The organism is Chitinivibrionia bacterium, assembly GCA_009779925.1.
Lineage (GTDB): Bacteria > Fibrobacterota > Chitinivibrionia > Chitinivibrionales > Chitinivibrionaceae > WRFX01.
Window position 1 is genome coordinate 13,678 of the sequence record WRAZ01000015.1, and the last position, 22,552, is coordinate 36,229.

Genomic DNA, 22,552 nt, shown 5'->3' on the forward strand with positions numbered 1-22,552 from the left:
AATGAGAGCCGCAAAATTTTTACTCGACCTTATATTCATCACCCGCCCCATTATTCTTGTTCCTGTTTGGGGTTTCGCGCTTTTCGGCTACCGAATTTCCACGCAAACCAACGATTTTTTTCAAATGATAAGCTTTCAAACAATCGCCCAAATTTTCCTTTTTTCGCTTTCGGTAGCCGCGGTATATGTGCTAAATCAGGTCGCCGACAGAAAAGTCGATGAAGCAAACGAGGGTTTCCCGCTCCTCTTAAAAGCGGGCGTTTCAAACAAAACCGCGTGGATTTGGACGATAATTCTTGCCTTGCTTTCCATAACAATCCCGTTTTTTTGCGGTTTTCCGAAAATCTCCGTTTTGTCCGCATTTTCGCTCGGCATAGGCGTTTTATATTGCTTTAAGCCCTTTTCGTTTTCGGGACGACCGATTTTGGACTTTTTATCGAACGCCTTAGGCTACGGAACAGTCGCCTTTGCGGTCGGCTGGATTTTAGGGACGACGTTCGCCTCCCATTTTGATTTTTTATTTGCAATGCTTCCTTACTTTTTTATGATGGCGGGCGGCTCAATTTCTTCCACCCTGCCTGATTACGACGGCGACAAAGCAAACGGAAAAATAACAACCGCCGTATTTTTCGGCAAAAGAACGGCGCATTTTATCGCGATGCTCTGTATAATTTTGTCGGTTGCTTTAGCGTTTAACGCAGGCGATTTTGTCGCGTTATCAGCCTCGTCGGTCGCGCTCGTTTTTTACATATTACACGCATTTGCTCCCCAAAACCAAAAACTTATGGAAATGTGCTACAAAGTCGGCGGCGGAATTTCAATGCTGATTATCGGCGCATTTTTCCCGATTTTACTGATTGTCGGCGGACTTGTCTTTGCCGCAACAGTCGCTTATTTCAGAGTTTTTTATAATGTAGGCTATCCCTCGCTTTTGCCCGCGGAGGCGACCGTACTAAAATAACTCGCTATGCGACCCCGTTCTAACGGCAGTCAAAATCAATTTTTCATTATCAACTTTGTAAATTAACAACCAATCGGGACTCATATGACATTCGCGATTATTTTTATAGTTTCCGCTCAATGAATGGTCTTTGAATTTTTCGTCAAGTTTCTCGCGCTTTTGTAATTTCTCAATAATTGCCCACAATTCGTCAACGTTTTTACCTTGCTTTGTAATTTTCTTATAGTCCTTTTTGAATTGATTGGACATTTGCAATCTAAGCATTTAACCACCTTTTGGCATCTTCCGTCGAATTAAATACAGGGCTTAAATTTTTTCCATTTTCTACGTCTTCAATAGCCGCAATTGTTTTTCTGTTTAATTTAGAATATTTTACAGAAAATGGCAATCCGTTGCGTAAAATTGCTTGTCGCAAAAAAACGTTTATTGCCGTTGTCATATCCATTCCGAGATTTGAAAACAGTTCTTGCGCCTGTTTTTTAATCTCGTCGTTCATTCTTATATTCATACTTACGTAAGACATTTTGTCCCCCTTTTTAATTTCACACCAATAGCAAAAAAAGTGCCTACTTTGTACTTAAAATACATATCTTACGCGCAATTTGTCAATAAGTTTTTACAAACACACACAAAATGCAACTTTTTTCTTGAAAGTACAACTTTTTGTCATCATTTGGTATATATTAAGGTAAAACACAATAAAAACTTAAATTTAACAAGGAGTTAAAATATGAACAAGCGTTTAGAACAAATAATCGACACAGCGAGGCAAGAAGCCCTGCAACTTAAGTCGGATTATGTAGGAACAGAGCATCTTTTGTTGGCAATCGCCAAAGAGGAAAATTCGTCAGTTGCTCGGTTTCTCAAAAATTTGGGAATCTACATCGACAAAGTCGCAGAAAATGCAGAAGACACAACGGCAACTTCGCCTACCATAGCGCAATGTTTGTTAAATGTAGTTGCCAAAAGAGCAGAAAAGGAGATGGGGGTTGCTGATGTTGCAACAGCTGGCACGATTATTCCACTTACTCCTCGTGCTAAATTAGTGCTCGGAAAAGCGGAAGGTGCAATAAACACTTATTCCGAAAATTTGGATGCGGCGCAATTTTTGTTGTTAGAAATGATTCGTGATACAAAGTCAGAGGCAGCGGAAGTTTTGGCGGAGTTAGGGATTAGCGACGAAGCAGAATTAAGGCGAGTTTTGAGTATAAGGAAGGATAAGAAATGAATTCAGTAGAAGAACAAGAAAAGAAATTTAGAGATTGGGCTGTTAATGTCGAAATTTAGATGAGAAAGAAACTGTTGATCCATACTGTCGCCGTTTAAAAAAAATGAAACCTTACAAAAATCGCAATTTGTTTGAATATCAAACTTATAATGATGAATTTGCTTGTGTTGTAAGTAATATTCTCAAAGCAGTAAAAATAGAATTGCAAAAAGAATCGACTCCTCATAAGAAAAATTATGAGGACAGTCGTAAGGCAGTAACTAAATATAGTTCTTTTCTAAAATGGCTAGATGTATTTAATTTAATTGCAGACGGGTAAAAATCTACTTCGACAGTAAATGATATGACAGAAACCCAAAGGACTGTTAACGCAAACAATTTTGTTATTGCAAAAAAAGAGATAAATAAACAAAGTTTGTCTGATGTAATAGAAGATGCAAAGTTTATCTTTGAAGTTGACGGTTTGCCTGAAACAACAGATATAGAGATTCCTGATACGCCTTGCCCGCCAGCAGAAAAAGCAGAAAATAATCCAACTGGATACAAACGCGACCCTAAAATTTCCAAAAAAGCGCTTGCGTGTGCAAATTACAAGTGTGAATTATGTGAAAAAGAAGAGCGATTGTTTTTGAAAAAGAATGGCAACAATTATACCGAGCCGCATCATCTCATTCCTATTTCTTATCAAGGTAGTTTTGAAAAAGGGCTTGACAATTTGGCAAACATAGTTTCATTATGCAGTTATTGCCACAATTTTTTGCATTACGGCAGATTTGAAGATAAGAAAATTTCGCTTAAGAAGTTGTTTGAAAGACGAGAAAAAAGACTTGGAGTAGCGAAAATAGATATTAAACCAGATGAACTTCTTGGGTTGTATAAATAAGGAGAATTTTATAAAAAAAGAGGAAAAATGAAAATCTCTCTTCGTCAAATAAAAAGAGACACAAGACATTGTGTCTCTACAAACAAGAAAATCCTGTCGGAAATATCGACTGCTTTAACCGCCTACACCGAAAGGGATTTAATAGCCCAAATATCGTTGTAGCCTTGAATGCTTTCAATAATATCACGTCCGCAGGGTATTTCCATCATATCATACCCTAGTTTGCTTAACACTTCGTGCGTGTCGAAAACATTAATACCGCAAGGGTAAGGAGATACATTAGTTTCTTGGCACGGCATATATTTTAACTTTATTTCAGCTAATATTTTTCCTGTCAACACATTTACAGAGGCAGATTTATTGCTTTCTGGGCAATAATCACAGTTTCTTTCTTCCAAATTGTCTGCAACTATTTGTTCCCAATGTGTATTTTCTGCACATTCAGAGCAAATCCATTTGTCTATTGTTCCAAATTCTCGTTCTTCGTCTGCCAACGATATATTTTTAAAAACACTCATAATACCCTCCTTTCCTATCTTCATCTCATGGGTCTTGTAATTGTATTGACATCACGAGGAGTATATAAACCGTCAATTACGCCGGCATTTCTCAAATGCGGGAAACCATTATTGACATTTGGCTGAATTGCCCAAGTGTCATTAAACAACTGCCAATTGTTAAAATTGCTTTGCTGTTTCATTTGTTCCGCAGTTCTTAATCCTGAACTTTGGCTAATGGTGCCTCCTTGTCTAACTCCTATCAATGCTTCAATATTACCAGATATTGCATAACTCTCGGTAATTGTGCCGCCTTGGTTAATTCCTACCAGTTCGCCGACATCGCCTGCCTGTCCCTGCACTATTACGCTTCCGACAGAATAGCTATTGGCAATTCTGGCGCTTCTGTTTGTGTTGCTACCCACTAAGCCACCAATCATTGCACGCCCTTTTACATTTCCCGTAGAGAATGAATTTGTAATTTCGCCTTCATTGTTCCCTGCTAATCCTCCGACATTATTGGTGTTTCCTTCAACGCTTCCTGTTGCATAACTGCTGCTTACAGAGCCTCTTGCAACATTTCTTCCAACTAATCCGCCTATACCGGCAGAAATTCCTTTTACATTTCCGGTTGCACTGGAATTAGTAATTCTGCCTTCGTGATTAACACCTACAAGTCCGCCAACTTGGTCATTTCCTTCTACATTTACCGATGAAGAACTACGGATAATTCTACCGACAGCAAAATTAAGTCCAACTAATCCGCCAACAAGATGCGCGTCCCCTTTAATTTTTCCCGAAACATAACAGTTAGCAATTGTTCCTTGATTTATTTCTGCTAACGCACCTATATTTTCTTTTCCTCTGATATCAACATCGACAACTCGAAGATTTTTCACCACTCCTCTTGCACCAATTTGACCAAATAATCCTTGAGTGCCACGATTGCTGTTAATACGAAGACCTCTTATAGTATTACCATTGCCGCACAGCGTTCCCCAAAATGTATTAGTACTATCGCCGATAGGTATCCACTCGTTTGTAAGGTCGATATTATTGGCAAGCGTAATGGTTTGACCTTCAAAATTTCTTGCACCACTACTAACCAACTGAGCCAATTCTCTCAGTTGCTCTTCCGTTGTTATTGTAATATTGTCCGCTCTCCAATTGATTTGAGCTGACACCCCGCCAACAATGACCAACATTGCCGCCAAAAACATTTTGAAACATTTTTCCATAAAAAACCTCCTTAAAATTAAATGTTAAGACAAGAACAGAGGAAAAAGGCTGTTCTGTCAGATTAAATTTATCGCCAAATAGTAATAATCAATTCATTTTTGACCATATTAAACATAATTGGGTTCAATCTAATACAGTTGCGATATTGTAAATTATTCCACTTGTCTATTCGAGATGACTCTCGCCAAAAATCATTAACTAAAATAGCGACGATATTCCTGTCTGTTCGCGATTGTAATCTTACGCTAGCAGTTCTTATAGAACTACACCCTCTTAACGTAAAACAAAATGTTTCAGTAGCATAAATGTATGTTCCTTCAAGTCTAATATTATCGCCGTTTCTATTCCAAAGAGAAATGTGTTCTTCTGTTTTACTTTCTGCTTCTTTTCTACTTTCTACATTCGCTTCTGTTGCAACTCCAATTATTATAAAAATTGTGCAAAATAGTAATAATACTGCTTTGAGTTTTCTGAATATAGTATTTTCTCCATCGAAAACAAAACCCCAAAAATTTAACAAGAGAGCAATTATGCCAAATAAAAAAGAGGAAAAATGAAAATCACCCTTCGCCTCGAGGAAGAAAACGACTACGAAACAGTTGAGAATATAACAAGAGAAGCGTTTTGGAACCTTCACGTCCCGGGTTGCGACGAGCATTTGCTTGTTCACAATTTAAGAAAAACGAAAGAATTTGTTCACGAATTAGATTTTGTGGCGGTTTCGGGCGAAAAAATAGTCGGAAATATTATGTATGCGCAAGCAAAAGTAATCGATTGCGAAAAAGAGCACGCAGTATTGACATTTGGTCCCGTAAGCGTTTTGCCCGAATATCAAAACAAAGGTATCGGTGCAAAATTGATAAATCACACCGTGCAATCAGCAAAAAAAATGGGATATAAGGCAATCTTGATTTACGGTTTTTGCGAATATTACGAAAAATTCGGATTTAAGCCGTCGAAAGAATATAACATCGCCGATAAAGAAAAAAAGTTTCCTGCGGCATTGCTGGCATTGGAATTGTTTGACGGCGCATTAACGGGAATAAAAGGCGTATTCGACGAAGGCAAAGCATACGAAATCGACCCGAAAAAAGCAGAAAGTTTCGACAAAAAATTTTCGCCGAAAGAGAAATTTAAGACAAAAACGCAGGATATATTCAAGGAAATATCGGGAAAATATTTGTGAAAAAACTATCTATTACGAACAAAATTTACCAAAAACAAAATACTTTCAAAAACCATCTCAAAAAGAATGTATTTTTGAATACAATCAAAGGAGAAAACAAATGAAATTATATCACGGAAGCAATCAAGTCGTCGAAAATCCAAAATTACTTGCTCCTACTCACCCAATGGATTTCGGCGGAGGATTTTATACAACTACCAACTACGAGCAAGCGGAAGCATTTGCCCGCAGAGTTGTAAAACTTCGCGGATATACGCCGATAGTTAACATTTACGAATTTAACGAAGCAAATGTTTTTGAAAATAAAACATTAAAATTTGACGAGCCGAATGTCGAATGGCTTCATTTTGTTGTAGCAAATCGCAAAATGGTACATAAAAACGAAAATTACGAGTTAATAATCGGTCCCGTTGCCGACGACGATGTTTATGAAACTATTGCAGGATTGGAAAATGAAATTTACGACGAAGAGGAAGCATTAAAACGACTGAAAATAAAAAAACTGTTCAATCAATATGTTTTTAAAACGCAAGAAATTATGAACAAATTAATTTTTCTGGAGGGTAAAAATGCCTGATAAAAAATATTCCTTTTTGCTCTTTGCGATTACAAAAGGATTGATTGATTTTATTGCCGAAAAGTATAAAATCGGAGTAAATGAAGCAATGAATTTGCTTTACAACTCAAAAACTTACGCTTTTTTGGAAGATAAAAGCAACGGACTTTGGCAATTCAGCAGATTGTTTCTGTTTATGGTTTTTGACCACGAGCAAAAAACAGGGCTTTTTGAAATTCCGGAGGTTGTTCTATGACAAATATCGAAAAATACACAGTTTTTTTGATAGAACAATACCGTGCAAAAAACAATTTAACTGCCCGTAATGTCTATAATTTATTTAGAGAACGCGGCATATTTGAGTATATCGAAAAAACATTTGAGGCAATTCACACATTAGACAACAATTTCGTAGTTGCGGAAATCGAAAATCTAATAAAAAGCACCGAATAACATCAATAAAAATACTATTAAGCAACGGATTTGTAAAAATAAAAGACGAAGATTACAGGAAAAATATATAAAAAGAGATTATATTTGGGGTTTTGGCAGAACGTATTTTCACAGCAAAAAAGGAGAAACCGCGATATGAAAATCAAAAAAACAACTAAATTCGGAGAGGAAACCCAAATCTTAAAAGACCAGAACATAAAGCCCGAAATGGAATACAAAAAGGGGTTAAAATAATGGCGCTAAAAATAAAACGCTACGAAAAACAAGACGAAGCCGCCCTGTTTGACTTGATGCGCTCCGAGGACGACTGGACAGATTATTCGGGCGACAAAAACGGCGCAGAGAAATATAAAATTGCGCTTGATAATTGTATCGTGTATGTCGGATATAGCGGCGATGTGTTTTGCGGCTTTGTGCGGGCGAGAGACGATTACGGTTTCGGCGTTTATATTCACGACTTGCTTGTGCACAAAAAGTTTCGCGGCAATGGTTTCGGGAAATGTCTTATTGAGCAGGTTTGCAAAGATTATTCAGGCACTGTTTACGTTATGAGCGACGTGGACGAATATTACAAAAAGCAAGGATATACAAAAATTGATGGCAGAATTATTGTAGTAAGAGAGTGAGAATGGGTTTTCATTCGCGCAATATTCGGAAAATATTTGCGAGGTTTGTGCAGAATGTATTTTTATGCCTATATTTTTCCATAAAAAAAACCGCCAAAAACAAAATACTTCCAAAAACCATCTCAAAATAACGTATTTTTAGAAAATTAAAGAAAGGAAAAATAAATGACTAACGATATCTTGCAAATAGTTTTGTTAAGCGCAATTACAGGCATTTGCGGAATGGGATTGGGCGGTGTTGTTGCCGCAATCTTGTTGAAAAAACCATCGGATAAAATTATCTGTTGGCTTTTATCTTTTTCGGCAGGCGTTATGGTTAGCGTTGTTTGTTTTGGGCTTGTTCCCGAAGCGCTCGAACTTGCCGATACAACTGTTTCTATTTTTGGGCTTGCGCTTGGAATTGTTATTGTAATGGGACTAAATCGCATTGTTGATAAAATCACCATAAAGCGAAAAGAAAAACTGAATATACACACAACTTACGAAGAAATGTATCACGAAAGCCGGTTGATAAAAAATCCGACTCGACTGCTTCGTTCGGGATTGATTATACTCTTGGCTATGAGTTTTCATAATATTCCCGAGGGAATGGCTATCGGCGCGGGCGGAAGTCATAATTTTCAGTTGGGTTTGTTGTTGGCGCTTATGATAATGTTCCATAATATCCCCGAAGGAATGGCGGTTGCCGCTCCGTTGTTGGCAGGCGGAATCGGTAAATGGAAAGTGATTTTCTTAACAGCGTTGTCGGGCGCAACAACTCTTTTGGGCGGTATTTTGGGAATTTTTATCGGCGGTATTTCGGATATTGCGGTTGCGTTGTCGCTTTCTGCCGCAGGCGGAGCTATGCTTTATATTGTTTTTGGCGAAATAATACCTCAGTCCGCAATTATGACAAAAAGCCGAATGACGTCGGTGCTTACATTATTTGGTATAATAGTAGGATTGATTATAGCGCAGTTGCCTGTTTAGGCGTTTCGCCATTTTTCGTAGAGACCCAACACTCTCGTCTCTTTTTGTTTATGGCACAACGTATTTTCTCCATCGAAAACAAAACATTTTTACAAGGAACTTTTATGACCGACATAATCATTCGCGACATTGAAGAAAAGGATTATCCCGCCATAAAATCGCTTATCGCAGAGTCCTTTGGCGAGGGCTGGAATTTAGGGAGTTTTGACCCGAACGCGGATTTCTATCAGCCATTGTTAGGCGTTTATACAAGCATTTTCCTGAACGCCGCCACATTCGGCAAAGTCGCGGAAACAGACGGTAATGTTGTCGGGGCTGTTTTGGCTTCCGTAAAAGGGGAAACAGAAATTTACAGATTACTGCAAAAAGATTTGGCGCCGACCGCGCTTGCGCTTTTATGCGCTCCCGAAACCGAGCGAAAAGACATTACGGAGCACATATCGGCAAATTTTCAGGTTATAGGCAAACTTTTGGAAAGCAGGATTGAAAACTATGGCGGAAGTTTGGAATTGCTTGCGGTATCTAAGCAGGCGCAAGGATTGAAAATCGGAAAAACGCTGTGGAATGAAGCGTCCGCCTATTTTTCTTCTAAGGGTGCAAAATCAGTTTATCTTATAGCCGATTTAACGTGCAACGTAGGTTTTTACGAACACTGCGGTCTCTCTAAAACAGCCGCAGAAGCAGTGGTATATAATTATTCGACCGGACAAAAGAAAAACGAAGTTTTTGTGTATGAATACAAATTTTAGATTATCGAGAAGAAATTTATGCCCGAAATCACCGATTTAATCGCAGATTTACATAAAATCCACACAACCGAATTAGGCTTTCTGCGAAAAATTCACCGCTTACCTCACAACCCCTCGGTAAACTTATCAATCTCACTCTCAATCTCATCGAAATCGCTGTGAAGCAGTTGCTCGTTGATTTTTTCTAAGAGTTCTCTTGTTTGCTTTGACCACGATTTTTCTTTTAATGCCGCAAGCGACTCTCTTGCTTTATTTTTGTCCCAATCTGCGCACGCGGACTTGATTTCTTGCAGTTTTTCGCGTAAAAGCGGTTTGTCTTCGTTTGCGGGGTCTTCGACGGGTTCTTCTTTTTGCGGCGACAGTTCGTTTACAAAGTCCTTGAGCGCGCTGAGGAAAACAGGCGTTTCGCTTGCTATTAACTCTATATTATTTTCCCGCCCTAATTGTTCTAATTTAAGAGCGGTGGCGGAGAGGTCGGTTTTATTCACGTTTGCCAGCGCGTTTTTCACTCCGTGCGTATATATTATGTACATCCGTATGTCTTCCGCGCTGTAGGAGCCGCTTTTTTCGATAATCGCGTCTAATACGTCGATGGCTTTATTCGCGTCTTGCAAGAATAACTCTATAAGTTGCGGGTCAATACTCGGTTGCACCGCTTCGGCGGCGTCCTGCGCTTTTTTGTTGAGCGCGTTTAGTTGCTTTGCGGCTTCGATTATCTCGGGCGGTTGCTTGTCGCGTATCAATTTGTTCAGGACAAAATTTAATTGGCGCACGTCGATTGGCTTGGAAATAAAGTCGTCAAAACCGTTTTTCAAGAAAACGTCCGCTTGACCAACCACGGCGTTTGCCGACAATGCGACAATGGGGTGAGTATATCCCAAATCTCTGATGATTTTTGTAGCCTCCACGCCGTCCATTTTCGGCATCATGTGATCCATAAATATTATGTCGTATTCGTTGCCTTGTTTAATCTTTTCTATTGCGGCAAATCCGCTGTCAACCGAGTCGATGTTCAATCCGTATGGCGTTAAAAGTCCTCTTGCGACGTATATATTCGTTTCTACGTCGTCCACAATCAATATTTTGCCGTATGGCATCGGGTCGCGTATTACTTGGGTGCGCTTCATTTGCGCCCTACTGCTTGAGCGGAAATTGTGCAGGGTTTCTACCATTTCTTTTCCCAATACGGAGGTATCGACCTTACCCTGCGGCAAAAATACGGTGAAAGTTGTGCCTACACCGGGGTCGCTTTCTATGGAGATGTCGCCGTTCATCATACGAATTAACTTGCGCGTAATGCTCATTCCAAGCCCCGTTCCTTCCGTAGAGCGATTGGTTTCGAGGTTAAAGCGGGAATACTCGTCGAACAGTTTGTCAACCTGCTCTTTTGACATACCCTGCCCCGTGTCGCTTACGCTGACTACCAAGGTCGTTATCTCGTCGTCGCCCTCAATCGGGTTTGATGAAACGGACATTTTTACCGTGCCTTTGGACGTATATTTTAAGGCGTTGGAAAGTACGTTGTTCAAAATCTGTTTTATGCGGAGTTCGTCGCCGTATAGCATTGTCGGCAAATCTTCTTCTATGTGCAGTTCAAATTCTATGGGCTTACTGCCGATACGCATCATATTCAGTTGCGCCGTATCGCTGACAAGGCTCGCCGTTTCGTATTTTGAGGCAACCAGTTCAAATTTGCCCGCTTCGATTTTTGACAAATCAAGAATGTCGTTGATTATACAGAGCAACATATCGCCCGAAGAGTAAATTTTCTCGAGCCCGTCCCTTACGTCTTGCTCCAGCATTTCGTTATGAAGCTGTATTTCGGTAATGCCCAAAATGGCGTTCATCGGCGTGCGGATTTCGTGGCTCATTGTGCTCAGGAACGTACTTTTTGCCTTATTGGCGACCCTTGCTTCTTCGAGAGCTTCCGAAAGAGCCGTCATAAATTTTTGCTCCGTTAATAGCATTTTGCGAACAAACAACACTATAATGGCAAGCACAATTATATATGAGAGTATAAGCAACAACAATACAATCTGCGACATTTGCGAAAGGGTTTGTTCCAGTTCGGAAACGAGATTGTTAGACCAAATATAGCCTATTACTTCGCCATTTCGCACTATCGGCAACATTGCGTTCATAATATTTCCGCGCACCATAGTTCCCATCGAAACTTTAGCGGCGCCCGTTGCCATAACCTGCCGACCGGGATGATATTCGCCTATGGCAACGCCTACTCTGCTCTGATGCTCGGCGGAAGGACCGTAAGTAAGTATGGCGTCCAGCTCTCGGGAATAATAGCCCACGCCCAAGCCCGGGGTGGAGAGAGCTACATCGTCGGTGATTTCGCGCAATGCGTCGTTCAGCGCCATAATCTGCTCTTCTCGCGAGGCGTTTTCCATACCGACATTAGTCAATAATTCGTTATAACCGCCGAGGGCAAGTCGGGAATCGAGTATTCTGGCAAACGCCATTAGGTTATTGCTTTTTTGCTCGTAAAAAATATTTTTATTTACATAAGACGAGATATACCAAATAGCCACAAACGGAATGCTGAGGCACAACGCTAATATAATTATCGTTTTACCGTGCTGTTTAACAATGCCGACTTTTCCCATATTCATACTCCTGTTTATACATTTTTTTCTATGCAACCTTTAGGCGAAAACTTTGTTTTTTCGCGTATGCCTCATCGAACGACCGCTTCAAATTTATCCCTTACCTCGTAGAAAACGCCTGCAACCAAAGGGTCAAAATGTTTTCCCGCGCCTTCCATAATGATTTCCACTGCTTTTTCAGGCGGAAACGGCTTTTTGTACGGGCGCTCCGAAACGAGTGCGTCGTACACGTCGGCAATCGCCATAAGCCGCCCCTGAAGCGGAATATCCGTGCCTGTTAACCCTCGCGGATAGCCTGTTCCGTCCCATTTTTCGTGGTGGCTGCCTGCGAAAATTCTTGCATTTCTCAAAAATTCCACATCATACGTCCGCGAAGCAATTTTGTCGATAGCCCGCTCGCCTTCAATAGCGTGAGTTTTCATAATTGTAAATTCCTCGTCGGTCAGCTTGCCGGGTTTATTCAGAATTGTGTCCGATATAGCGATTTTTCCCACGTCGTGCAAACGCGCCGACGAAATAAACGATTCCCTGTTTATTTCCTTGATGTCATCGGCATATATTCCCCGTTCCGACAAGGAATCCAATAATATTCGGATGTATGTTGACGTGCGTTCGACGTGCCCGCCCGTTTCTTCGTCTCGGCTTTCCAACAAATCTGCGAACCCGGATATGATGGCATTTTGCAAATTCCGCAGTTGCGCCGTCCGTTCGCGGATTATGTCGTCTATATGTAAATGCGTTTTTATGCGGTTTTCCAAAACGGGAGCGGAAAACGGCTTTGTGATAAAATCAATTACTCCGAGCTGAAAGCCTTTCGCTTCTACTTCGGCGTCGATAAGGCTCGTCAGAAAAATGACGGGAATATCCGCATTATTTTCTTTCAGACGGCTCAGCGCCTCAAATCCGTCCATTTCAGGCATTTCAATGTCCAACAGAATTAAATCCGGCGTTGTTTTTTCAAGAAATTTGAACATTTTTTCCGCCGACGGCAGAGTTATCACCCGATATTGCTCTTGCAATGCCTTTTCCGCCAAAGACAAATTAGTATTGTTGTCGTCCACAACAAAAATTGTTTTTTTCATAATTTCAACCTTTCGCGCGATGTTCGCCCACGCATTGTATTGCTTTTAAAGCCCATTTTGTCTTTATATAATATACACTATTATTTTCCCGTTTGTCAATAGTAATTCAGTAATTTCGCAATTTTGCTTAATCTGTTGTTTTTTATGAGAAGTCGGAAAATTCATAGAAAACAAATTACTTCCGAAAACTGTCGTAAAAATAACGTATATTCTCCCTAAAAACTAACTCTTAACACTAAAACAAAATGGGCAAAAAAAATGAACAAGACCTCTCTAAACGCTTGACAATTGGAATTATCCAATGAAAATAGCGTTTATTTCAACTTTGGACTCAAGCGACGTTAATGCTTGGAGCGGCTCAATATATTATATTTCGCAAACCTTGCGCGAAATAGGAGAAGTTGCGATAATTGATAAATTATTCGCCAAAAGAAGCAAGGCAGAAAGGGCTTTTGCAAAAATTTGCAGATTGTTTTGGAAATTTTTGGGCAAGCGATATATTGGCGAACAAACAATACGAGTTGCAAAATTTTACGCAAAACAAATAGAAAATCAGTTGCCAAGCGATGTCGATGTTGTTTTTTCTCACGATTCGATTGTTTTGGCTTACTTGAAAACAGATAAATTAAAAGTGCTTTATACCGATGTAGCAGAGTTTTGCGGTATGTTGAATTATTATCCGGGTTATTACAATCTTTCTCCGCAAACAATAAAAATCGCCACAAAAATGGAAGAGGCAACCCTAAATAACTGCAATTTGGTTTTGTATTCTTCGGAATGGGCGGCAAACGGAGCAAAAAACAACTATAAAATTAACGATCCGAACAAAATAAAAGTTGTGCCTTTCGGAGCAAATATTGAATGTGGTCGGACAAAGAACAATATAGCCGAAATTATAGAAAGCAAAGAAAAAAACAAATGCAATTTGCTTTTCATAGGTGTAGATTGGGAACGAAAAGGTGGCGACATAGCATTGGAAACAGCAAAAAATCTTTACGAAAAAGGCGTTAGCGTTCGTTTGGATATTATAGGAATTAAAGATTGCCCCGTAGAATTGCCGAATTATGTAAAAAATCACGGATTTGTTTCAAAATCGACAGCCGCAGGCAAGAAAAAGATTGATAATTTGTTTGAAAAAGCGCACTTTCTTATTTTGCCGACCCGCGCTGAGTGTTTTGGCGTAGTGTTTTGTGAGGCTTCAAGTTTTGGACTTCCAAGCTTGACAACAAAGACGGGCGGAGTGGCAAGCGCCGTTCTTGACAATAAAAACGGAAAATTATTTGAACGGACTGATAATGGTGAGAAATATGCGGAATATATACAAGCAATGCTTGCTGATTATGAGAATTACAAAAAATTATGTTTTTCGTCGTTCGAGCAATACGAAACCCGCTTAAATTGGAAAGTCGCAGGCGAGAGAATTTTCGAATATATCGAGAAATTACGAAAGAAGTAGTTGGTGCTGACGGTTGCTCCTCTTTTCTTTTTCGGCAAAACGTATTTTATAGCTTTGATAAAGATAAACAACGGAGGCAGACTATGTTTACACGCACACGCACCGCTACGACAACCGCTCTTAATACAGATTTGAAGAGAGAAAGAATTGGTGCAATTAAAAATAAACTTCCCGACATTTTCGGCGAAGAAATAAAAGATGTCAGAGTGGAAGAAATATGGGAAGACGTCGCGGGCGTGCATTTTACATTCTCTTTTCTTTCTCCGAGAGCGGACGTATTTAAGAGAGCGCAATCGTCAAAAACAGAAAGGTCGCCTTACGAAGCCTTGTTTGATTACGAAAGATTATACAAGGAAGTTGTGTTAGATAAAAACGGAAACATTATTTCTATAAAAATGCACAAAAATGCGTAAAATAGTACTGGACTCAAATGCTTTTATACTGTATCTTGCAGGATTGGTAAATAAAAACCAAATCGGAAACTACGCCAGAAAATCTGACTGGAATAGTGAGGATTTTCATTATTTGTGCGAAATAATAAACGAGGAAGAGTGTGATATAATAACAACCCCCAACGTTTTGACGGAAACAGACAATATTCTAAACCGAATAAGCGGAGATGACAAATACAAATATTTGTATTTGGTAAAAAACATATATCTTAAAAGCATTGAAGAGTATATTAAATCCGAAGAGGCGTCAAATGAAGGTTTTTTCGACCAACTCGGCTTGGCGGATTCCGTAGTGCTAAAAGTAGCGCAAAGATCTGATTTGTTAATATCGGCGGACAGCGAACTTTGCCGCTATGCCGAAGCGCTGAATATAAAACTTGTGGATCTTACAAAAAACAAAGCGAGACAATATGAATAAAATTTGCGTAATAATCCCTGTTTTCAACAACGAAAACACTATAAAAAACATAGTAATCGAGGCGAAAAAATCGGTTGGCGACAATCTTATCGTTATAAACGACGGCTCAACCGACAATACAACGCAAATTTTAAGCGAATTCGACAATCTTAACGTCCATAAATTCCCTAAAAATCGCGGAAAAGGCGCGGCGCTTCGCAAGGGTTTTGAAATTGCCATTTCTCTCGGTTGCACGCACGCAATAACGGTGGACGCGGACGGTCAACATTTCTGCGAATGGATAGAAATCGCAAGAAACGAGTGCGAAAAACATCCCGAAAAACTGCTTGTCGGCGCAAGAACTGGCGAAAATCAAGGCGAAAACGCGCCGAAAAAGAACCTTTTTGCGCGAAATTTCGGAAATATGTGGATAAAAATTTACACGGGATTTGCGCTCAACGACACTCAAAGCGGATTTCGGGTTTATCCTATAGAAAAAATGAAAAACATCAAATTAAAAACAAACAGATTTGAGTTTGAGCAGGAAGTTTTGGTAAAATCTGCTTACGGCGGCATAGAGTTGGGCGAATTTGCCATACCGCAGGTTTATCAGCCGAAAGAAGAGCGGGTTTCACATTACCGAGTTTTTCGCGACAGCGTGCGCATAAGCTGGTTTTTCACCAAAACGGGCTTCAGAAAAATCCACAACGTTTTTGTCTCCGAACTAAAGTCGAACACCACGCCGAACAAGGCAGCAATTTCGTTTTCGCTCGGCATTTTCTGGGGGATTTTCCCTATTTACGGATTTCAAACGGCGGCGGCGATTATATCCGCAACGCTCCTGAAACTCAACCGCCCGCTGACATTTTTAGGCTCAAACATTTCCATTCCGCCTATGATTCCGTTCCTTATTATTGCGGGAGTATGGGTTGGCTCGACAGCGTTTCCGCCGAAAGTCGAAGAATTGCCGAACGTGCAGGCGCTCATCACGCTTTTTTCCGAAAACAAGAAGGAATTTTTCATAATAAGCGGAAAATATTTCATAATAGGAAGCGCGCTTCTGGCAACCGCCGCAGGATTGCTCGCGTATGTAATTACGTATCCGATATGCAAAACTTTAGGACAGCGCGGGAAATAAAAACTTGCAAAAAACACTATTTTTTCACATATTATTCTTAGCATTTTTTCCGTGTTTGGCGCAAATAAAAGTCAGCGAAGTTATGCGAAATCCCATCGGCGGAAGAACAGCCGCAAGAGCGCATCAATACATAGAAATCGTAAATTTAGGCGACGAAACCGTTTCCATAGAGGGAATGCGACTTTTTACAGGCGCCGTTTTCAACAACATTTTACCCGTCGAAAGAGGCGCAATCCCACAAGGAATTACAGGAACAAGCGAAATAAAGTCGGGGCAAATAGCAATAATTTTGAGCAGAGAAATAATCCCGATTTTTGAGCAGTTTCGCCACGAAATTCCCGACGACGTTGTAGTTTTAACCGTAAACTTAATAACCATCTGCGGCGGATTTGCCGCAAACGACGGCTTTGTAATAATCCGCGCAAACGACACCATCGCCGAATTCCGAAACGCCTTTGAAAACGGCAGATACAAAGTTCACCCGACAACCCCCGAAACAAACGGATTTTCCCTAGTCCCGCAATCCTTATTGTGTAGAGACGCGATGCTCGCGTCTCCCGTTTGGAATGTAGAAATCCCAACAGTCGGAAAAATCAAAAATTTCAACAACGGCGTTCTGCGCGAATATCAAATCGAGCGCCAAGGCAACGAATTTGCAATCAAGATTTTATACAGGAATTTCGGCAGAACCGCAAAAATCGAAGGCAAAAATTTAAGCCAAAATTCGGGCGAAATCTCACTGACAAAACCGCTTGCTTCGTCTGTAATTTTTGAAATAAACATAGAAAATCAAACATTTTTCGACACAATTTGGACAGCAAATTTATTCGCGGAAAAAGGCTCGGTCGTCATTTCCGAAGTCGATGCAAGAGCAAGTGTGGAATGGATAGAACTTTATTGGAAAAACGAGTGTTTTCCGCTTGAAGGCTGGCATTTGCTTGTCGGCGGAAGCGTTGTAAATTTACCGCGCCTCGAATGCCCGCCAAACAGAATTCTATGCGTAAGTGAAAGAGAAAGCAGTGGGTTAGTAGAAATGACAAGAGTGCCGAATTGGCGAAAAATAAACAATTTTGAGGATACCATTTATTTAGTCGCACCGTTCGGCGTAATCGACAGCATTGCTTTTACGCGCGACATCTGGACAGACTCGAGAGACCGCTCAACCGTTCAGCGAAGAGACATAAACGGCTGCGGTTTTGACAGCGACAATGTTTTCGCAGGCACTGCAAATCCGGGCGCAGTTTTAAGATTTACTCCGCAAAGAAATTTTTCCATAAATTTGTCAAGCAAAAAATTCACCCCCAACGGCGACGGGCATTTGGACAGCCTTATAATCACCGCTTCAAAGCCCCGAAGCGGAACTGTAAAAATAGAAATTTACGCAATGGACGGAAATTTGCTGAGAACTTTTGAAAGCCCCGCCCAAACCCGCTTTTCGTGGGACGGAAGAAACGAATTCGGCAGAATAGCCCCCGTCGGTCCCGTTTTTGTGATTGGAACATTTGAAGGCGGCGGAAGAAAGTTCACCGACAGAAAAAATGCTGTTTTGTGGAGGTGAGAAGATTTGGTGGTTTTTTGTATTTTGTTCCTACGTAAATGAGGGCGAAAGATTTTTCGCCCCTACATCGTCTTTAACCTGCCAAACATTTTTTGTCCTTGTTTTTTACCGAAATTGTCCCAGTAAATAAGAACAAAAGGCGTTATTGCTACCGTGGCGGCTACAATTACAAGAAACCATAAAAATTCCCAATCCATAATTAATCCCTTTCTTTGATAGAAAAACGACTCCGCCGATAATTCGGACATCGGAAGTCTTTTCTTTTTTTGTTCTAATCACAGATTTCCCCTAATAATTACTATAAATATACGTTCCGCACAAACTAAAAAGCGGATATTAAAAAAGCAAAGCCATTTTTGCTTCGTTTCTATCCGCCTTTCTCAACTTTCTTTTCTCCACACAGGTTTTCCAAGCAAAATTTCAAGCGCTTTCTTTATGTAGAATATACGGAAATGGGTGCGATAAGTGGCGACGGGGGCGGAAGGGAAATAAGATGGGGGAATTTTTTTACAACTTGGAGATTAGTGAGAGTTAACTATTTTTGTTCTGTTTCTAAAAAACCATTCCAGTACAAATCTTCAGGGTCTATGTCTATTTTTTCGTTCCAGCAAACAGTGTCAAGGTTTGTTGTTGCTTGAGCAAAAAATGTTTTGTCTTTTAGCGGAGCAAACATTTTATACTGCAAGTATGGCTTTACGTCAAACTTTTTTACTTCGCTGTTCGAGAATAAAACACGCAAAACATAATCATCAAGCGCCTCAACTTTTATGGGCGTTATGACTTCTTTTGAATTTTTATAATAAAGCGAATGCATATATTGCTCATTTCAATGGTTCTATTTTGAACGGCTCTTCGCCTTCCATTGCTAAAGCCCAGTCGGTGAGCAAACTTTCGCGGCGCAGTTCTGCCCAAACTTTTATGTATCTTGCTTGCTTCGGCGGAAATTTTCCTTCGATTATTTTTCCGTTAAAGTCAAACTTTGCTTTATATTCTGCGTATCTCGCGTGGAAATGCGGCGGATTATGCTCGTTTCCTTTATACATAGTTATAAAGATCCCATAAAAATCCGAAATTATTGGCATTTTTTCTCCTTTTTTATTATAAATATACATTCCGCACAAACAAAAAAAGCGGATATTAAAAAAGCAAAGCCATTTTTACTTCGTTTCTATCCGCTTTCCTCTATTTTCTCTTCTCCACACAGGTTTTCCAAGCAAAATTTCAAGCGCTTTCTTTATGTAGAATATACGGAAATGGGTGCGACAGGTGGCGACGGGAGCGGAAGGGAAATAAGATAAGGCAAATCTTTTTTCCGTATTTTATTTTATTTCTTCTTCGCATCGTGCGATTATAGTATTTTCTCGGAAAAAAAGGACGATTAAATGACAAAAAACGAAAATACAAACAGAGACATTGCAAAAGCAAAACAAAAACTTAAAGAATTGCAAGGAAAAACGCTTGTATCAAAAGATGGAATAGAAGCTATAATTTCAAGTAAAACTCTGGGCAAAATGGTGTATGGCTTAGAAAATACACTTAAAAACGGCTTCTCTGCCGAAGAACACTTTGATGTCGTATCTAAAATTGACGAAATATTTCCAAATGCCGTAAAAGTGTTAGAGCATAATAGTCGCAAAGAGGGCGACAGCGCAAAAATAATAAGGTTATGTGCACCGATAAGTAAGAATTACTGCGCCGTTGTTTATATTACGGCAAGAGAATTTATAGATTTAAGAGAACAAAAATGTAGAATGCACGCTATAGAACTTGTTAAAATAGAGAGATTAGGAGAAACAATAGAGGCAGCCGCCAATTCAACTAACTACCCGTCTCCTACTCTCTACCCTAATAATATAATATATTTACAAGAAAAAGTCAAGGGGGAAGCCGAAATTTAACAATTTTTCTTAATTTCCTCTTCTCCACACAGGTTTTCCAAGCAAAATTTCAAGCGTTTTCTTGAAAAAATGCAGAATTATCAATACTTTAAGAAACTTGAGTAAGGCGATAGAAAAAACTATCGCCCCGAATACTAAAACAAGCCTACACTTTCACAACAGCTACAATTTTTTTGAAGCTCGAACTGTTTGCAAGTTTTGCTTTGGCTTTTTCTTTTGCTTCGCCTGCTGTGGTAGCGGAAACATTGGTATGAAATTTTGCGCCTGTTTTGGTTTCGTATATCGCTCTGAAATTTGCCATATTATCCTCCTTTCTTTTGAAAGCGTTTCACCAGATTATACTTTCTGTAAGGCTTTTTTACCTTTTTGAATTATACCGAGATTATTGTATCTGTCGTTTCGCACCGAAACATAACGGTCTATTATCGCTTTGTCATCTTTAAGTTGCTTATTGCTCATTTCTGCGATTCCGTCCGCACTGCCGCCTATACCTATTTTTGAGATAATCTTATCGTAATAACCCTCAAAGTTTTTCTGATAACGTTCATATGCAAATTTTGCTTTGCCGTATAAACGTTTTTCATTGTTTATTCCGATAAAATTGCCGATAAAGGTTAAGACAAGTCCCACAAGCCAAAGACCCGCCGCTATTTGTAAGCCCATTCCGAAATTACCCGCTATCAAACCGGTTATAGCGCCGACCGTCACGAACCCCAAAAGAAGCGGAAGCCAAAACATAAATCCTTTCATTGTAGAGCCGACGGGTTCTTTTAGTGCAAGAATTTGCAGGTTTTTCATTTTCTGCTCAATAAGTATCGGTTTATAACGCTCGACAAGTTCCGACAAAATAATCGATTCTCCAAAAAGATTGTGATACTTGTTAATTTTATCGACAGACAAAGCGACAAATCTCTGAAACTCAGCTTTGCTTTTTTCTAAATCCTTCTTTTTGCCCCACCAACCGATAACTTTGCTCAAAAAACTATCACTGCCTCCCGATACTGCATTTTTGAACATATTGGCGGCAACCATTTTAGCAACGCCTGTTGCCTTCAACGGAGGAATAGCCATTGATACCGACGATTCCGCGAGCAAAACACAACCTTGTTTAAGCAGTTCTCTCCCCTCTTGCGAATTTTTATCTTCTTCGTATTTTAGTTTTGCTTCCATAAAAAAGACAATATTATTCGCCATAATTGAAGCACGCGTTTGTATGTCTTCTTTTTGTTCTTCGTTCGCCGCAAACTTTACGGCTCTATTAAGTTGCGCAATCATCGTATCAAACGGACTTGACGCCATTTCGGGAGAATTCAGCACTTTTATTACCTGCAGTTGCGCCTCAATGGAGTGAGTTAGCACTTCGTCCGCGTTTTCGGAATTTTGAATTTTTGTAAGCAGATTTTCCAAACTGTCAATACTTACAATATTCGCGATTTCATCTTCCGACACGACAGACCGCACATCATCATAAACCTCGATCTGCTCCACAGCCCCGCCCGCATTCAGCAAGCCTATTTTTTCGTTTGCGACCTGCTTTGTCTTATTAACGGCAAAGTCAATACCTTTTTCCACCTGCTTTGAGATTTCCTCTCCCAACTTTTGCGTGATTTTCAGGTCGTCCATTATTCCCATCTTCTCTCCTTCTCCGACTATTCAGTCGATTTTTTGTTAATTATCTTTATTATCTTCCTCAAATTCATTATTTAATCTCCCTGTTTTTTACCCAGCGATGCGGGCGCCCCGCCGTTATCGCTCTCGGACACTTCCCCGACTCGGGACGTCCTAATCTTTTGCTTCTTAATGTCGTCTTACCACAAACGGTACACATAAATTCAACCGTTATAGCAGGCGTAGCCGGAACGTGAGGCATAACAATCTCCTTTGAAAATTTATTTCTTGTTTTCGGAATAATAAAGACAATATCCAACGCAAACGAAATAAAAATGTTTGCGTTTTCAATAAAATATTTTTTTAGCGGTAAAAATTTATCGCGACATATTTCGCAATTACTTATATTTTTAGATACAATTCCTCTAAGAGAAGAGAAGAGAAGAGAAGAGAAGAGAAGAGAAGAGAAGAGAAGCCGTTTTGCGAGTTATTCGCATTTTCTCTTAATATAGGCATAAAATACGTTTTGCGCAACGTATTTGTCAAGTGTTTAGAGGGGGTTTGCCCATTTTCCAGCATTTTTTCTCCTGTTTTTTTTAGAAATCTGTTGCCGTTTTTTTGATATAAAATAATATTTGGATGGTGGTAGGTGGTGGGAAATAAAAATAATAACAGGAATTCGTCCTTGAATAATAATTATTAATGTTTTGGGTATTTTCGTTACACGTAGCCGTTCAGGTAAAATTCTTCGACAATGAATTCCGCATTTTCATACCACATAAGAGTGTTTGTATTTTGCAATGTCGCGTATGTTTGTGAGTTCAAAAATGCCGAGTATGCTTCTTCAAAGGATTTTCCGCTCTTTTGGGCAATCAAAAAAACGACTTGCTCAATTTTTTTGACGACAAGAAACGAAATATCTTTTCCTTTGTAGATGTATATGTCTTTTACACACTCCATTTGCTTCTCCTTACAAGTTTTAATTTTGCAACCGCTTT

At 39.8% G+C, this 22,552-nt stretch carries 29 protein-coding genes; 16 read left to right on the plus strand and 13 right to left on the minus strand.

The window, feature by feature from the left end:
* The first annotated feature begins 1 nt into the window (after position 1).
* The gene (locus tag FWE23_06005) at positions 2-961 is read left to right on the plus strand and encodes a UbiA family prenyltransferase (protein MCL2844987.1); all 960 of its coding nucleotides are present in this window, start codon (positions 2-4) and stop codon (positions 959-961) included.
* On the opposite strand, the gene FWE23_06010 is transcribed toward FWE23_06005, so the two are convergent.
* Both FWE23_06010 and FWE23_06015 read right to left on the minus strand, forming a co-directional pair.
* Positions 953-1,225: a type II toxin-antitoxin system YafQ family toxin gene (locus tag FWE23_06010; protein MCL2844988.1), complete on the minus strand. Its 273-nt coding sequence runs from the start codon at positions 1,223-1,225 to the stop codon at positions 953-955. The two genes, FWE23_06005 and FWE23_06010, sit on opposite strands and share 9 nt — an antisense overlap.
* Entirely contained in the window at positions 1,218-1,484 is a 267-nt protein-coding gene (locus tag FWE23_06015) for a type II toxin-antitoxin system RelB/DinJ family antitoxin (protein ID MCL2844989.1), read from the minus strand. Before FWE23_06015 ends, FWE23_06010 begins: the two co-directional genes overlap by 8 nt.
* A 207-nt stretch (positions 1,485-1,691) precedes the next feature.
* On the opposite strand from FWE23_06015, the gene FWE23_06020 reads away from it, so the two are divergent.
* A complete protein-coding gene (locus FWE23_06020; GenBank protein MCL2844990.1) occupies positions 1,692-2,189 on the plus strand; it encodes a Clp protease N-terminal domain-containing protein in 498 nt (165 codons plus the stop codon).
* Between the two features lie 343 nt (positions 2,190-2,532).
* Positions 2,533-3,072: an HNH endonuclease gene (locus tag FWE23_06025; GenBank protein ID MCL2844991.1), complete on the plus strand. Its 540-nt coding sequence runs from the start codon at positions 2,533-2,535 to the stop codon at positions 3,070-3,072.
* Positions 3,073-3,194: 122 nt separating this feature from the next.
* On the opposite strand, the gene FWE23_06030 is transcribed toward FWE23_06025, so the two are convergent.
* Positions 3,195-3,590 (minus strand): hypothetical protein, encoded by a 396-nt coding sequence (locus FWE23_06030; protein ID MCL2844992.1) that lies wholly within the window; start codon positions 3,588-3,590, stop codon positions 3,195-3,197.
* Between the two features lie 20 nt (positions 3,591-3,610).
* Positions 3,611-4,807, minus strand: a complete 1,197-nt coding sequence (locus FWE23_06035) for a hypothetical protein (GenBank protein MCL2844993.1) — start codon at positions 4,805-4,807, stop codon at positions 3,611-3,613.
* A gap of 554 nt (positions 4,808-5,361) precedes the next feature.
* On the opposite strand from FWE23_06035, the gene FWE23_06040 reads away from it, so the two are divergent.
* The 7 genes from FWE23_06040 (at position 5,362) to FWE23_06070 (ending at position 9,347) form a co-directional block, all read left to right on the plus strand.
* Entirely contained in the window at positions 5,362-5,994 is a 633-nt protein-coding gene (locus tag FWE23_06040) for an N-acetyltransferase (GenBank protein MCL2844994.1), read from the plus strand.
* 100 nt (positions 5,995-6,094) lie between these two features.
* Positions 6,095-6,571 carry a DUF3990 domain-containing protein gene (locus FWE23_06045; GenBank protein ID MCL2844995.1) on the plus strand — a complete coding sequence of 159 codons (477 nt, stop codon included), beginning with the start codon at positions 6,095-6,097 and terminating at the stop codon, positions 6,569-6,571.
* Positions 6,564-6,806 carry a hypothetical protein gene (locus FWE23_06050; protein ID MCL2844996.1) on the plus strand — a complete coding sequence of 81 codons (243 nt, stop codon included), beginning with the start codon at positions 6,564-6,566 and terminating at the stop codon, positions 6,804-6,806. Before FWE23_06045 ends, FWE23_06050 begins: the two co-directional genes overlap by 8 nt.
* Positions 6,803-7,003 carry a DUF3791 domain-containing protein gene (locus FWE23_06055; GenBank protein ID MCL2844997.1) on the plus strand — a complete coding sequence of 67 codons (201 nt, stop codon included), beginning with the start codon at positions 6,803-6,805 and terminating at the stop codon, positions 7,001-7,003. The genes FWE23_06050 and FWE23_06055 overlap by 4 nt, the downstream gene beginning before the upstream one ends.
* A gap of 233 nt (positions 7,004-7,236) precedes the next feature.
* Complete coding sequence (locus FWE23_06060; protein ID MCL2844998.1) at positions 7,237-7,629, plus strand: GNAT family N-acetyltransferase; 393 nt, start codon at positions 7,237-7,239, stop codon at positions 7,627-7,629.
* 165 nt (positions 7,630-7,794) lie between these two features.
* A complete protein-coding gene (locus FWE23_06065) occupies positions 7,795-8,598 on the plus strand; it encodes a ZIP family metal transporter (protein ID MCL2844999.1) in 804 nt (267 codons plus the stop codon).
* A gap of 104 nt (positions 8,599-8,702) precedes the next feature.
* Complete coding sequence (locus FWE23_06070) at positions 8,703-9,347, plus strand: GNAT family N-acetyltransferase (protein ID MCL2845000.1); 645 nt, start codon at positions 8,703-8,705, stop codon at positions 9,345-9,347.
* A gap of 104 nt (positions 9,348-9,451) precedes the next feature.
* On the opposite strand, the gene FWE23_06075 is transcribed toward FWE23_06070, so the two are convergent.
* Positions 9,452-11,965, minus strand: a complete 2,514-nt coding sequence (locus tag FWE23_06075) for an ATP-binding protein (protein ID MCL2845001.1) — start codon at positions 11,963-11,965, stop codon at positions 9,452-9,454.
* A gap of 71 nt (positions 11,966-12,036) precedes the next feature.
* Positions 12,037-13,047 (minus strand): response regulator, encoded by a 1,011-nt coding sequence (locus tag FWE23_06080; GenBank protein ID MCL2845002.1) that lies wholly within the window; start codon positions 13,045-13,047, stop codon positions 12,037-12,039.
* Positions 13,048-13,348: 301 nt separating this feature from the next.
* Here FWE23_06080 and FWE23_06085 point away from each other — a divergent pair, with 301 nt between their 5' ends.
* The 5 genes from FWE23_06085 (at position 13,349) to FWE23_06105 (ending at position 18,048) form a co-directional block, all read left to right on the plus strand.
* A complete protein-coding gene (locus FWE23_06085; protein ID MCL2845003.1) occupies positions 13,349-14,503 on the plus strand; it encodes a glycosyltransferase family 4 protein in 1,155 nt (384 codons plus the stop codon).
* An 83-nt stretch (positions 14,504-14,586) separates the two neighbouring features.
* The gene (locus FWE23_06090) at positions 14,587-14,916 is read left to right on the plus strand and encodes a hypothetical protein (GenBank protein MCL2845004.1); all 330 of its coding nucleotides are present in this window, start codon (positions 14,587-14,589) and stop codon (positions 14,914-14,916) included.
* Positions 14,909-15,373 (plus strand): hypothetical protein, encoded by a 465-nt coding sequence (locus FWE23_06095; protein MCL2845005.1) that lies wholly within the window; start codon positions 14,909-14,911, stop codon positions 15,371-15,373. The genes FWE23_06090 and FWE23_06095 overlap by 8 nt, the downstream gene beginning before the upstream one ends.
* On the plus strand, positions 15,366-16,490 hold the full coding sequence (locus FWE23_06100) for a DUF2062 domain-containing protein (GenBank protein MCL2845006.1): 1,125 nt from the start codon (positions 15,366-15,368) through the stop codon (positions 16,488-16,490). Before FWE23_06095 ends, FWE23_06100 begins: the two co-directional genes overlap by 8 nt.
* A 55-nt stretch (positions 16,491-16,545) precedes the next feature.
* Complete coding sequence (locus tag FWE23_06105) at positions 16,546-18,048, plus strand: hypothetical protein (protein ID MCL2845007.1); 1,503 nt, start codon at positions 16,546-16,548, stop codon at positions 18,046-18,048.
* A gap of 62 nt (positions 18,049-18,110) precedes the next feature.
* On the opposite strand, the gene FWE23_06110 is transcribed toward FWE23_06105, so the two are convergent.
* The 3 genes from FWE23_06110 to FWE23_06120 form a co-directional block, all read right to left on the minus strand.
* On the minus strand, positions 18,111-18,296 hold the full coding sequence (locus FWE23_06110) for a hypothetical protein (protein MCL2845008.1): 186 nt from the start codon (positions 18,294-18,296) through the stop codon (positions 18,111-18,113).
* Between the two features lie 287 nt (positions 18,297-18,583).
* Complete coding sequence (locus tag FWE23_06115; GenBank protein ID MCL2845009.1) at positions 18,584-18,862, minus strand: DUF2442 domain-containing protein; 279 nt, start codon at positions 18,860-18,862, stop codon at positions 18,584-18,586.
* A gap of 7 nt (positions 18,863-18,869) precedes the next feature.
* Positions 18,870-19,130, minus strand: coding sequence for a DUF4160 domain-containing protein (locus tag FWE23_06120; protein ID MCL2845010.1), 261 nt, complete (start codon positions 19,128-19,130; stop codon positions 18,870-18,872).
* A gap of 300 nt (positions 19,131-19,430) precedes the next feature.
* Between FWE23_06120 and FWE23_06125 the strand changes: the two genes are divergently transcribed.
* Positions 19,431-19,946 carry a hypothetical protein gene (locus FWE23_06125; GenBank protein ID MCL2845011.1) on the plus strand — a complete coding sequence of 172 codons (516 nt, stop codon included), beginning with the start codon at positions 19,431-19,433 and terminating at the stop codon, positions 19,944-19,946.
* 145 nt (positions 19,947-20,091) lie between these two features.
* On the opposite strand, the gene FWE23_06130 is transcribed toward FWE23_06125, so the two are convergent.
* From FWE23_06130 to FWE23_06145, 4 genes are all read right to left on the minus strand, one after another.
* On the minus strand, positions 20,092-20,247 hold the full coding sequence (locus FWE23_06130; protein MCL2845012.1) for a hypothetical protein: 156 nt from the start codon (positions 20,245-20,247) through the stop codon (positions 20,092-20,094).
* A gap of 35 nt (positions 20,248-20,282) precedes the next feature.
* Entirely contained in the window at positions 20,283-21,578 is a 1,296-nt protein-coding gene (locus tag FWE23_06135; GenBank protein ID MCL2845013.1) for a hypothetical protein, read from the minus strand.
* 67 nt (positions 21,579-21,645) lie between these two features.
* Positions 21,646-21,816 (minus strand): hypothetical protein, encoded by a 171-nt coding sequence (locus tag FWE23_06140; GenBank protein MCL2845014.1) that lies wholly within the window; start codon positions 21,814-21,816, stop codon positions 21,646-21,648.
* A gap of 458 nt (positions 21,817-22,274) precedes the next feature.
* Positions 22,275-22,514 carry a hypothetical protein gene (locus FWE23_06145; protein MCL2845015.1) on the minus strand — a complete coding sequence of 80 codons (240 nt, stop codon included), beginning with the start codon at positions 22,512-22,514 and terminating at the stop codon, positions 22,275-22,277.
* Between the last annotated feature and the right edge of the window lie 38 nt (positions 22,515-22,552).